Source organism: Enterobacter sp. CC120223-11 (genome assembly GCF_900215375.1).
GTDB lineage: Bacteria > Pseudomonadota > Gammaproteobacteria > Enterobacterales > Enterobacteriaceae > Scandinavium.
On sequence record NZ_OBEF01000009.1, the window covers coordinates 54,432 to 67,312 of the forward strand.

Consider the following 12,881-nt stretch of genomic DNA (forward strand, 5'->3'; position numbering starts at 1 on the left):
CTTATTTATCGGGTGCTAGCGCGAAGGCTGGGAAAACTGACGTAAATCGAGCATGGCTTGATTATCTTCTGCCACCTGACTGTCCAGAATAAGCAGCGGCGTTCTGGACAGCGCTTTGCTGTACGTCTGGTAACGGCGTTCATTGAGGTAAGCCTCAGGATTGATTTTCCAGGCATTATGCTCAGCGCTGTAGCGCGTCAGGGCGACATTGGCCTGAGCCATACGTTCGCCAGCTGATGCCTCGGCGTTACTGATTGCCGTGGTCGCTTTACGCTGTGCCTCTTTCCCCTGCGCGGCGGCATATCCTCTCTCTTTCGCTATCTGAGTATTGGCCGCTATTTGTGCCGCCTGCACGCCGTGATAGGCATTCGCCGCCCCGGCTGGAGGGTGAATAGATTCCACGCGGGTATAGAGCAATTCCACGCCTGTGTGGAGTTTATCGAGGCGTTTTTGTATTTCAGTATTCATGGCCGCAGACATCGACGCCCGCTGTTCATTCAGTAACGCATCGAGCTGCTGATGGGCAAAATATTGCGTCAGAACCTGACGGGCGATGCGCTGAATGGTGGTCGGGAGGTCGTCAGTCTGATACAGACTGTTCATGGCATCGTTGTCCTGTAATCCCACTCGCCAGATAAGACGGATATCCATGTTCACAATCTGAAAGCTCTGCTTGTCACCCACGGCGCTGGCAATCACCTGCGCCTGGTCGGTGGTGTGGGAGTTATCCCACAAACGCCAGCTTTCCTGCGGGGCCGGGCCCTCAATGGTGTCGGCTATCTTGCGGCCTACGCTCTCATCTGCCGGCTTGTCACTGAGCTGAAGCTCATGCACTGCGCCATAATCGACCGCAAGCACCCGACCAAATGGCCAGGGCAGACCGACATGCAGCCCCGGAGGCAGAACAGCGACAGGGCGACCAAAGCGTTCATAGACGCCGCGCTGGGTGGAAGGAACTTCATGCAGCCCGCTGACGAGCCAGCCAATCAACACCACGCCAAAGGTGACAGGCAAAAGGATTTGACCCAGCAGCCTGAACGCCTGAATCTTGCCGACGTCCACGCCAAAGTGCTGCATGATTTTTTTGCGCAGCGCCAGCAGAGGATGAAGCGGCCAGCGATACTGTTCGGCAACCAGGCTTTGGGTCAGAAATGGCGGCTTACGGGTGAGATCAGGTTTTACACAGGCCGCAGCCAGCGTGCGCAGAAGAAACTCGAGAGCGACCAGGAAAACAATCAGGCTGGCAAGCCAGACTATCCAAAAAGCAATGGTGAGGGATAACGCCGAAACGGCAACGGCGACCATCATCAGCACGCTGATGCTCAACGCCGTGCGCAATAATCCAATCATCGCGGCTTGTTGCGGCCAACTTTTCAGACGACGGAAGCTGAGAGTGCGTTCACAGACCAGCAGTGCAAAGCAACCGGCCAGAAGCGCCGAACCCACCGGGATCAGACCGCTTTCAAGCGGCGCGAAAACGTTGTCCGTACTGAGGTTCTTACTGACCAGCACCAGCGCGATAATGGAACAAGCGGCGGTCAGCCCAAGATGAATAATGTGCGGTTCCCATCTCGCCAAATATTCGTCCAGCGTTTTAAGCCAGGCCAGTTTCTTCCAGCGTGGTTTTTCGGGGGGTGCTGTTTGAGTCTCTGCTTCCCAGGGCTCAGGAATGGAAGATGCCCTCAGCGCATTGTCTACCACTGCAAAAGTTAATAACCCTGATGCCAGAAGTGGCCGAAAAACCATCATCCAGACACTTTGCGTATCGATAAACTCCAGCAGAAAGAAGAGGATAGCCACAACACCAAGGAGCATGCTGACAATGGCTCTGCACCATAAAAGGCGAGAACGTAGTCGCGTATCCAGGCGGGTGGCATCACTTTGAAGGCTAGGCTCCATTAGGGCTCCTGTTTAAAGAAGACACACTCTAAAAACGTGATAACGAGTCGATGAGGTCAATTGTTATACCAGAACACGCAACACATTTCGGCTCCCTTAAGGGAGTCTTGAACTGACAATGACTGCGCTTTTCTGCTCTGAGACGGTGACTAACGTGAATGCGTTCGCAACATCGTACAGAATGGACAACTGCAGCCTGCTAGCGGGGAAGCCTTGCAGGTACCGCCGAGCGCGGTGGGTGGATGAGATGCGTTAAATCCAGTAAAAATACCGGATGCTATCGGGCTGAGCTGGCTCGTCGGGAGGGGAGAAACACTGACCGTTTCTGCTTTAAAGGCCAGACAACTGAAAGAACTTAAGGCAAGCGATGCGACAATCATGCTGCGAATTTTCATTTAGGTCATCCGAAACTGTAAGCAACGGGCGTTTCTACGATTTGTCGTGATAAGCGCGCATCCTTCGCGACGACAAACACCATCGTTATACTATAACGTAACCATAAAAATTGTCAGATTTTCTTGCATACTTCAATTACAGCCGCTCTTCACGGCCTAGCCGTTTCTGATTTTTGCATCGATAAAAGGCTGAGGTTTGCCAAACAGATAACCCTGAGCAAAATCACAGCCCAGCGCCTGAAGGCTCTCCAGCTGCTCCTGCGTTTCAACCCCTTCGGCAACGGCCTTCATATTGAGGGATTTCGCCATACCTGTGATAAGCCTGATGATATTCAAAGCATCGCCCTGGGCAGATATCGAATGCACAAAGGACTTATCTATTTTGATTTTATCGAAGGCAATCCTGCTGAGGCGCGACAGAGAAGAGTATCCGGTACCAAAATCATCGATAGAGATTTTCACGCCCAGAGCACGCAGTCTGTTAAGCGTATTCACCGGCGTGCTGCTCTCGGTAAAGAGAGAGGATTCGGTCACTTCCAGCTCAAGCCGCTCAGCCGCAAGCCCCGTGTCCTTCAGGATAGACATCACTATGCCGGTAAAAGCTTTACTGCTGAGCTGAACGGGAGAGACGTTGACAGAAATTTTGGTCGGTACCGCCCAGCAAGCGGCTTCCCGGCAGGCCATTTCAAGTACAGATTTCCCCATCTCGTTAATCATGCCGGTTTTTTCGGCCACGGGAATAAAGGTGTCCGGCGACAGCACGCCCTTCAGGGGATGTATCCAGCGAATCAGCGCTTCATAGCTGTAAATTTCGCGGCTGAAGGAGTCGACTATCGGCTGATAGTAAACCACGAACTCTTTATTCACTAAGGCCTGGGCCATATCGTGCTCAAGCGTTCGGCTTTCCTGCAGCTTGTCTAACATCCATTGCCGGAAGACTTTTATCTTACCTGCACCTTCATTTTTTGCTTCATAAAGGGCCAGGTCGGCAAATTTATAGAGGTAGTCAGAGCGACGTTCAGTGTCTGAGATAACAATACCGACGCAGGTGGTGATATTGATAACCGTGTTATAGATGGTGTATGGCTGGTTGATGGCATCACAGATTTTTTGTGCTCGTGAAACGGCACCCGTCTCCGTCAAGCCACTGGAGAGAAACGCAAATTCATCCCCGCCTAAGCGATAAAGCGTTGCGGAGGTCAGGCCAATCGCAATCAGGCGTTGTGAGATCTGGCGTAATAACATGTCACCGACATCATGACCATAGGTGTCATTGACTTCCTTGAATCGGTCTAAATCAAACAACATCACCGTCACAGAGCTATCAATTTTTGCTGCGACCTCGATGGTTTCAGTTAGATTGCCCCAGAAGAAATGTCGGTTATTCATCTCGGTCAGCGAGTCATGATAGACGTCATATTCCAGTCGGGCATTCTGGATTTGCAGCTGCTCTTTAGATTCCTGCAGCGCATCAGCAAGGCTCTTGACCTGAAGATGTGCCAGACGAATATTTCTGTTTTGGTAAAATATCAGCAACCCCAGTATCGCACTCATAATAATCAGCAATACAGAGGTCGCGGAGTAGATATAGTACAGGGTTTTAATCTTCAGGTTGGCGTCACTAACCGAGTTGATATCCCTGTCCAAAGCACCGGACGACAGACTGCCCAACCGGGCATCGAGCGAGTGCATGGTCTTCAGATAGGCCTGGATTTCAGGGCGGTTCATCTTCTCAAGATGAGTATCCAGATAATCAAGGGCCTGCTCGAGCTGTGACGCTAACTCCTGATGGGCTTTACTGCTGTCAATGTATCCCTTCAGGTCGCCCTCTTTCATTAAATCGCTCTGGCTGAGCATAATGTCGAGACGCAGGCGCGCCTCGTCCATCGACATATTCTCATCGATAGTGTAAAGACCCAGCATCGATTCAAACCGGTAATACTCTGACACCAGCTGTGCAGCAGACCAGGAAGCCGTGTAATGGGTCAGCTTTTGCAGCTCCTGCTGCCTTTCATGCACAAGGTAAGAGATATACCCGGTCGATATAAACAGGAAAAAAATGATGCCAGCCAGAATTCTGTTCATGTTGGTCTTCTGACCCCTTACTCAATCGTCATTTTGCTGACCTGCCAGGCTGACCTTGAGTAGTAGATCTGATTATTCAGCTCAGGCAAGCTGTCGTAAGGGTAGACCACAAACAGCGGGCCTTTATCACGGACACGCATGTATTCGCCGTTGATTTTCAGGGCAAGGATAACGTTGTACTTCTTGAAATCGCTGAGAGGGATATCCGTGGTGTAGTCGTTAAGCGCAGTGACCTTAACAACAGAGCCTTTTGCCCCGACGTAATCCATGAGTTTTTGCAGGGAGATACCCGTGAAGGTCGTACGGCCATCATACCAGGGGGACGTCGTCTGGAAGCTAACCAGCCCTAACTTCTCGAGGCTGGCGACATCAAAAACCGCTTTGCCATCCTCATTGGTATTTTCGATATTACCCGACATTGTTAAAAGGACTTTACCGGCAGGTTTGGGAATTTCACCCGCCCATGTCTGTGTGCAGACTACCAGGCTTAACAGCATGACAATGAACCGCATTTTGACCTCGTCTTTCTACCGTATGTTAAAGAATTATAATTTAGTTACTGTGCTATTTATATATGCGGCTTGGGCATTGTTGATGCAATCACACGCCTTTGACTTAAATCCCTTATAAATCAATACATTAATTTTAGTTATATTTTTAATATTAATTAAGCAACAGCCATACTTTTATTTAAGTCGCACTAAACCCTCACATCATTGAACAAAAAACAACCAGCTCATTTATTCGAGGCAAATAAACACGCAATAAAGCAAAGGTTACCTCGTTAATACTGATATGTCGTATCGCTCATTTATGGCGTACCGCGAGGCCATTCTGCCGTCCTCCTTCGGCTGATTTGATACGCACGCAATTATGTAACAAATTTGCAACATAATATCAATATACTCCGCGCCTTGTTTACATTTACCTGCAAGGAGTGTTGCTTTGAAATTGTCCGTACGTCCTCTGGCTGTTCTGATTTGCCTGATCTGCTCTGCCGCCCAGGCTGAAACCGTTCTCACGACGCCCCACCTCGTCGGGATCGACAATTTTCGTGATATTGCGGGGATCGGTACGGCTTATACCACCGCCCACAACGGTGAAATGCGCTCAGGGGTTTTCTATCGCTCCAATGCCCTGACGCCAAAAGGTGACGATCTTGCCACGCTGAACAGCCTGAATATCTCTACGGTTGTTGACGTGCGTTCCCCCGCAGAAGTGGCCGCACAGGGCGATACGCTGCCTGAAGGCAGCCGGTACGTGAACATTGACCTTATCGGGAATAACGGCGCGTTCGTTATCGATCTGTCGAAAATGACCGTCGGCGATGTTGACGCGATGATGGAAGATGGCGAGCGAAGCTTCGTGACCAGTGGCTATGCGCGCGAGGGGCTTGGCAGCGTATTCCGGGAGCTCGCCAGTGCGGATGATGCCGCACTCTTCCACTGTACGGCAGGAAAAGATCGCACAGGCTGGATAAGCGCGGTGCTGCAATCAATCGCGGGCGTAAGCCAGGACGATATTATGGCGAACTATCTCGCCACCAACGATTATACGGCGGCACGCCTGAATGCCACCGTCGCCATGCTACCTGCCTCGATGAAAGAGACATACGGCGCGCTGATGGGCGTGCGGGCAAACTGGCTGCAGGCAGGACTGGAGCAGGTCGTCGCCAGCTATGGTTCAATGGATAATTATCTCAAGGAAGGTCTGGGCCTCGATCAGGCCACAATTTATGTGCTCAGAGGCAAGATGGTGCGTTATCTGATGCTGCCCGGTCAGGAAAATCTGTCTGGCAACGCGGCGGCAGGAGCCAGCGCGCTGAATGCCTTGCAGGATTCGTCACTCTCCGGGCACTACACCGCCTATAACTATTATCTGCAAAATGCCATCGTTCAGGGCTCCCTGGGCGGGGTGGAAACACAGATTGGCGGCCAGGTTCACGCTGATACCGAAAGTTATCTGCTGCGCCAGCCGTCCCGCCAGTACGATGCCATCACCCCGCAAATTTCAGGCCGCAACCTTCAGGCCGAACAGTCGCAGGTCTGGCTACAAGGACTGACGGGTTACCTGGGTACCGACCGCCAGGATGGAGCAAGCTCCAGTAATGAGCATACCAGCGGCGCACTCGTCGGCGTCACCCACCGCTTTAACGACGCCGCCGCGGCGAATGGCGCTATCGGTTACAGTCATGGTTCCGTCTCTGCAGCAGGTGGCAATGTTAAAACCAATACCACTTCCGCAACGCTCGGCGTTCGCTATGGTTTCAGCTCTCTCAACACCGGCCCGTGGGCCGGCGTTCAGGGCAGCGCGGGCTATATCGATTATCAGAGCGAGCGGCACCTTTCTCAGGGTCTGGGGACGGCAAAGGGTGACAGCAACGGGCAATATTACAGCGGCCGGGCCTCGTTAGGCTGGCTCAGCACTGCGAAAACATTGACGATTGATCCGGCCCTTGGCGTTCAGGTCACCCATCTTGCTATCGATGGATTCCAGGAGACAGGGAGCGAACTGGCGCTGGACATGGCGGGTGTGAATGACACACAGACCAGCCTGACTGCCGATCTTGGCATTGGGATCCTGCCGCAGCAGGCCGGAAGCTGGACGTTAACGCCGGGCATCAATCTTGGCTATGAGCGCCTGCTGAATGACGACCGCCCCACCAGCCATAGCACACTCTATGGCATCGGCATCGACCAGACCTCTGCCTTTGGTAGCAAAAACCTGTATAAGGCGGGCCTGCGTCTTAGCGGCGGCTATCGTAATGTGACGGTCACTTCACGCGCGGATTACCTCACCGCCGATACCCACAGTGACGGCATTTCTGGTCAGTTGGACGTCGCGGTTGCCTTTTAATCTTTCCAGATTTACGCACACCTCCCTCTTATAAAAGGGAAGCTGAATAGTCAGTATTCAGGCTAAACGGTTCTGGTCATCGCCGGAACCGTTTAAAACAATATGAGCAATTAAGGCTGATCCCGCCTGCAAACGACCCTGCGCCCACGGCAATCTAATTGATGAAATCGTTATTGCAGGATGAAAATCGGTGACGTCGCGCTCTGATTTATCCCCTGGTGACAGGCACAAAAAATAAGATTATTCTCATCCCGCTGTTTTACTTAACTCTATGAGAATACTATGAATAAAATAATTTTCGCAGCAGTCATTCTTTCCTCGATGCTTCTGGGTGGGTGTGCGTCGGTTCCTCTGGCCAGTACTGCAGAAAATGCGACTGCTAAATCATTCCCGGTCCCGGAAAATGGCAAGGCAGGCCTCTATGTGTACAGAGATAGCTTCGTCGGGAAAGCGTTAAAAAAGGATGTCTATCTTGACGGACGTTGCCTTGGTGAAACGTCCGACAGAGTCTTTTTCTATCAGCAAATATCAACCGACCAGCCACACACGCTGGGCACTGAATCCGAGTTCTCACCCAATAATCTGACCCTCAATGCGATGCCCGGGAAGAACTATTTTGTTCGCCAGTACATCAAAATGGGCGTGTTTGTAGGCGGGGCTGGGCTGCAGCAGGTTTCTGACATCGAAGGGATGCGTGTCGTTTCTAAATCTGAAGTAAAGTTAGCTGTGCCAGGACATTGCGATAACTGATCGCGGCAAAGATATCACCCAGCCCATATTGGGGCTGGGTATCACAGGCCAATGACAAGTTCATATTTAAGCCGTACTTAACAACGCTTTTTCCATTAGCTGCTTCAGCGTCATTTGAGCCGCATGAATCACCTCATTTCCCGCCCCTTGCTGTAGCGTAATACCGAGATTCCCCAGGGGTGGCAAAATAGCATCAGACATCGATACAAAATTCAGATTGCATACACACTCATTCGTTTTCCTTCTACAAATAAACTGACTATAGTGGAATAACCAATTGAATTAAGAAGGAATAGGTACGATGAGTGAAGCGATTAATAATCTCAACGCCGCAATGCAAAAAGCTATCGCAGGTCGCCCTGCTGTAGGTGGATTTCCCTATCTGGCAGAAACCCTCCGAAAGGCCGGAGTCATAAAGAATGAATGGGAGCTCCCTTCATGCCAAAGTCTGTATATCACTACGCTCGGGCCGGTAATGATGCCGGGTCAGTATCTCACGACAAATCCAGCGGATATTCCGACATTTGATGAGCGCGCGCTTATCCACGCATTAAGGGAAGATCAGGCAGGTAAAACCACCTTCCCCGAATTTCTGTCCGCGGTTTGGAAAGCAGGGATTGTTCGATATAGCGTCGATTTCTCCGCTCGTGAAGTCTCTTATTATGGCTGCAATGGCGAAAGTTATATTGAGGCCTATCCGGAAGTTCGTATTTGTTAATCAAGCCGTCCGTTGACAGACATACACCAGAAAGTGTCAGCATAGTTGGCCGACAACGACTGCTTTGGCACCCAGCAGCCATTCTGACCCAACCTCGTCATAAGAAGGGAGTTATGAGCAAATCTTGTCGACGAGAGTGATGTGATTTGCAACCGGTCGCTATATTTTGCGGGATGACAATACCCAGCAGAAATGGCTGGAGCCGTATTATGCGCTGTCTCACTGCGAAGCTAAGACCGCGCGACTCCAGCCATCTATTGAAAAACCGTCGCCTCGAAGGATTTGACGGTGTGATATCAGATTTAAATCTGCGCCATACCGCCGTCAACAAACAGCTCTATGGCATTGATAAAACTGGCAGCATCAGACGCCAGAAACGCAACGGCTTTGCCGACTTCCGCGGGCTCACCAATCCGGCCCAACGGAACCTGCGCCGCCAGTGCATCAAACAGGCCCTGACGCTGGTCCTCGGCAACCAGCCCCCCTAATCCAGGCGTTTTGACCGGGCCCGGGCTCACGACATTCACCCGAATACCACGCCCCTGCAAGTCCAGCGCCCATGAGCGAGCAAAGTTTCTCACTGCGGCTTTACTGGCGCTATACACGCTAAAGTTAGCAGTCCCTTTTACCGAAACGGTGGAAGCGGTGAGGATAATGGATGAACCGGCACTTAGCAGTGGCAGTGCTTTCTGGACGGTGAATAAGACTCCGCGCACATTAGTCCCGAAAATTCGGTCAAAATGTTCTTCGGTTATGGCACCCAGCGGCAGCATATCTCCGCCACCGGCGTTAGCAAACAGAATGTCCAGACGCCCTGACTCTTCTGCAATTTGCGCGTAAACCTTATCCAGGTCGTCAAGACGTGAAGCATCGGCCCGAATCCCCTTAGCCGACGAGCCGATCAGCACGATGGCCGCATCCAGTTCCTCCTGACGACGTCCGGTGATGTAGACTTTTGCCCCCTGCGCCGCCAGTTCCTGAGCGCTGGCAAGACCGATTCCTGTGCTGCCGCCCGTGACCAGTGCAATTTTGTCTGAAAGTGGTTTGCTCATTATTCATGTCCTCGGTTGTTGTTTCGAATTGGCCGTCATTCAGCCTGTGAACCAACTTTAGCCGCAGAGGAATTATTGATAAATTAGCATAAATAGAAAACACTATTTCCATTGGTGAATAATCAGATATCTCACGGAGAACAGAACGTGGATCAGTTAATGGCTATGCGCGCGTTTACGCGGGTGGTGGAAACGGGCAATTTTACGCGGGCTGCGGATTCACTGAACCTGCCGAATGCCACATTAAGTAAGCTGGTTAAATCCCTGGAGGCCCATCTCGGCGTGCGGCTTTTACATCGCACGACCCGGCGCGTCGTCGCAACCCCAGAGGGTCAGGACTATTATGAAAAAGCCTCGCGGGTGCTCATTGAAATTGAGGAGATAGACACTTCGTTTAGCGCCTTGCAGAGCAGACCTAAAGGGTATTTGCGTATTGATGTCGGCGGCTCTACCGCACGTGATGTCCTGATCCCGGCATTACCCGATTTTTTGCAGCGCTATCCGGAAATCAAAATCGATTTAGGCGTGTCCGATAGACCGGTGGATCTTATTAGCGGCAATGTGGACTGCGTCATCCGCGGTGGCGCTCTCGATGACTCGTCGTTGATCGCCCGCCATATTGGTGATGCCTCGATGGTGACCTGCGCTACGCCTGGATATCTGAAAGCCGCTGGCGTGCCTGCGTATCCGGATGAATTAAGAAATGGGCATAAGCTGGTGAGCTATCTGTCTCCGCTGACGGGCAGAGCCTTTCCTTTTCGCTTTATCGTAGAAGGTGAAGTGCGGGAGATGAAGACGCAGCATCACATCGGGATTAACGAAAGTAATGCGCATTTGGCGGCGGCCGTGGCCGGGATGGGCATTATCCAGACCTTTTACTATGCGGCTAAAGATGAACTGAACAACGGCACGCTGGTTGAGATCCTGCAGGCATGGCGTCCCGCGAGTTATCCTTTTTATGTCGTCTATCCCCAAAACAGGCACATGACGCACCGGTTACGCGTGTTTATTGACTGGCTAACCGAGGTATTCCCAGCGGCACTGCGCACTGACCGATAATCATATCTCTTACGCTCCAGAAGGGCGCAAAAGATTCGCCAATTGCGCTTCTGTTGGGCCCTTCACTGATACCTGCCCTTGGGGTTATCCGCTCTGAACGGGGAGCGGACATCAGTCAGATCTAAACCGATGTCCTCATTAGGGCCGCAAGCAACCGTCTTTTTTAATCAGCAAGAACCGACATTTAACACATATCCTTTGCGAGAACTGAGCCAGGCAAAATAAGCCAGACCCAGCGCAATGAAGGATAAAATTGCGCCCGCCCAGTTCGGTGAATCCAGACCAAAACCTGCGGCAATGGTTACCCCGCCAGCCCATGCCCCCAGCGCATTTCCCAGATTAAACATACCAATATTGACCGATGCCGCCATAGTGGGGGCACCCGCATGGCTGGCACGCTCCATTACCAGCTTCTGAATCGGAGAGACTGTCGCAAAACCGAATGCCGCCATCAGGAATACAGAGATGCCGGCAACCCACTGGCTTTCAACACCAGCCCAGAATACCAGCAACACCAGTCCCTGAGCCGCAAGGGTAACGAAAAGCGTGCCAAACAGGGAACGATCGGCGAAGCGTCCGCCAATCCAGTTGCCGACGGCGAGCCCCAGACCAAACAGCACCATTAACCCTGCCACGCCGCCTGCGGAGAAACCGGCCTCCTGAACCATCATTGGTGCAATGTACGTGATGGACGTGAAAAAGGCCGCCGGACCGAAAATAGTGATCCCCATGACAAGCAGCACCTGCGGGTCAATAAAGGCTCTCAGTTCGTTACGTAAAGCAATCGCTTTGCCTTTCGCAATATGTGGAACCAGTAGGGCTACGCTGGCCATCGTCAGCAGACCGATACCGGCAATGACCCAGAATACCAGTCGCCAGCTAAAGGTTTGCGCAAGCCAGGTACCCGCAGGAACGCCAAGAAGATTGGCTAATGTCAGCCCCGAAAACATAAAGGCAATGGCACTTGCCTGGCGTCCGGGCGCCACTAGCGATGCGGCAATAATCGAACCGATACCAAAAAAAGCACCGTGGTTAAAGGAGGTGATAATTCGGCCCACAATCGCTATCTCCATTGTCGGCGCGATGGCCGTAATAATATTACCGACCGTAAAAATACCCGCTAATGCAATCAGCATGGCCTTGCGAGGGATCCTCGCACCGATAATCGTTAGCAGTGGTGCACCAATAAATACGCCCAGAGCGTAGGACGTAGCCATCATTCCCGCTTTCGGGATGCTGACGCTAAATTCGGCGGCGATTTGTGGGAGGATCCCGGCAATGACAAACTCAGTCAGGCCGATACCAAATGCCCCCACGGCGAGGGCGAAAAGTGCGATAGGCATTGCAACTCCATTCTCTGTTTTGTGACTTAATAAAATTAGGTATAATTAATTATATTCATACTTTCATTCAGACCGAGAAGCCCAATGAGCGCATTTGATAAAGAAAAAGATGGCATTCGGCAGACAAAGCACAAACCAGTAGAACTGGATACCATTGACCGAAAAATATTAGGTGCCCTGGCGGAAGATGCAGGTCGCAGTTACACAGAGTTGAGTGAGATTGTGAACTTATCGGCCCCGGCGGTTCACGATCGCGTAAAACGACTGAAACGCGACGGGGTGATCAAGGGTACTGTGGCGGTGCTGGATGGCTGCAAGCTGGGACGGACGCTATTAACATTCCTGGTTATCGATACCAGTAGCTATCAAGCGACGCGAGCCCTTTTGCAGTTCACCAGTCGCAAGGAAGTGGAAGAATTGCATACCGTTGCCGGGGATGGCTGCGTCTTTATCAAAGTACGCGCCGCCGATACCGAATCGCTGGAAAATTTCCTGATGGAGATTCAGAGTCTTGAAGGTGTTCGCTCTGTTCGCAGCTATATCGCGCTTTCTACGTTCCTGGAACGTGGCCCATCACCTGATTCAGCTTGATAAAGGCAGGCTTGTCAAAGAAACTCAGCTCTCTTACAAATAAGGGTCCGCTCCAGTCACAAACCTCCCCTTCCATAAAACACAGCCACAAACCCAATCCATCATCCGTAAAATAAAAAAGGCGACCCGAAGG

The 12,881-nt window shown here is 51.6% G+C and carries 10 protein-coding genes; 5 read left to right on the forward strand and 5 right to left on the reverse strand.

Going from position 1 to position 12,881, the window contains the following annotated elements; translation table 11 throughout:
- Positions 1 to 15 precede the first annotated feature (15 nt).
- From hflK to CRO87_RS12250, 3 genes are all read right to left on the reverse strand, one after another.
- Positions 16 to 1,899 (reverse strand): protease modulator HflK, encoded by a 1,884-nt coding sequence (hflK, locus tag CRO87_RS12235; RefSeq protein WP_097163220.1) that lies wholly within the window; start codon positions 1,897 to 1,899, stop codon positions 16 to 18.
- A 551-nt stretch (positions 1,900 to 2,450) separates the two neighbouring features.
- Entirely contained in the window at positions 2,451 to 4,379 is a 1,929-nt protein-coding gene (locus CRO87_RS12245) for a bifunctional diguanylate cyclase/phosphodiesterase (RefSeq protein WP_097163222.1), read from the reverse strand.
- Positions 4,380 to 4,396: 17 nt separating this feature from the next.
- Positions 4,397 to 4,891: a molybdopterin-dependent oxidoreductase gene (locus CRO87_RS12250; RefSeq protein WP_097163223.1), complete on the reverse strand. Its 495-nt coding sequence runs from the start codon at positions 4,889 to 4,891 to the stop codon at positions 4,397 to 4,399.
- Positions 4,892 to 5,324: 433 nt separating this feature from the next.
- Between CRO87_RS12250 and CRO87_RS12255 the strand changes: the two genes are divergently transcribed.
- The 3 genes from CRO87_RS12255 (at position 5,325) to CRO87_RS12265 (ending at position 8,703) form a co-directional block, all read left to right on the forward strand.
- Complete coding sequence (locus CRO87_RS12255; RefSeq protein ID WP_097163224.1) at positions 5,325 to 7,235, forward strand: tyrosine-protein phosphatase; 1,911 nt, start codon at positions 5,325 to 5,327, stop codon at positions 7,233 to 7,235.
- Positions 7,236 to 7,517: 282 nt separating this feature from the next.
- Entirely contained in the window at positions 7,518 to 7,985 is a 468-nt protein-coding gene (locus CRO87_RS12260; protein ID WP_097163225.1) for a DUF2846 domain-containing protein, read from the forward strand.
- Positions 7,986 to 8,286: 301 nt separating this feature from the next.
- Positions 8,287 to 8,703: a DUF1398 domain-containing protein gene (locus CRO87_RS12265; RefSeq protein ID WP_097163226.1), complete on the forward strand. Its 417-nt coding sequence runs from the start codon at positions 8,287 to 8,289 to the stop codon at positions 8,701 to 8,703.
- 302 nt (positions 8,704 to 9,005) lie between these two features.
- Here the strand turns inward: CRO87_RS12265 and CRO87_RS12270 are convergent, their stop codons facing one another.
- Positions 9,006 to 9,755 carry an SDR family NAD(P)-dependent oxidoreductase gene (locus CRO87_RS12270; protein ID WP_097163227.1) on the reverse strand — a complete coding sequence of 250 codons (750 nt, stop codon included), beginning with the start codon at positions 9,753 to 9,755 and terminating at the stop codon, positions 9,006 to 9,008.
- A 147-nt stretch (positions 9,756 to 9,902) separates the two neighbouring features.
- On the opposite strand from CRO87_RS12270, the gene CRO87_RS12275 reads away from it, so the two are divergent.
- Positions 9,903 to 10,814: a LysR family transcriptional regulator gene (locus tag CRO87_RS12275; protein WP_097163228.1), complete on the forward strand. Its 912-nt coding sequence runs from the start codon at positions 9,903 to 9,905 to the stop codon at positions 10,812 to 10,814.
- A 167-nt stretch (positions 10,815 to 10,981) separates the two neighbouring features.
- On the opposite strand, the gene CRO87_RS12280 is transcribed toward CRO87_RS12275, so the two are convergent.
- On the reverse strand, positions 10,982 to 12,157 hold the full coding sequence (locus CRO87_RS12280) for an MFS transporter (RefSeq protein ID WP_097163229.1): 1,176 nt from the start codon (positions 12,155 to 12,157) through the stop codon (positions 10,982 to 10,984).
- A gap of 84 nt (positions 12,158 to 12,241) precedes the next feature.
- On the opposite strand from CRO87_RS12280, the gene CRO87_RS12285 reads away from it, so the two are divergent.
- On the forward strand, positions 12,242 to 12,748 hold the full coding sequence (locus tag CRO87_RS12285; RefSeq protein ID WP_097163230.1) for an Lrp/AsnC family transcriptional regulator: 507 nt from the start codon (positions 12,242 to 12,244) through the stop codon (positions 12,746 to 12,748).
- Positions 12,749 to 12,881: the final 133 nt, after the last annotated feature.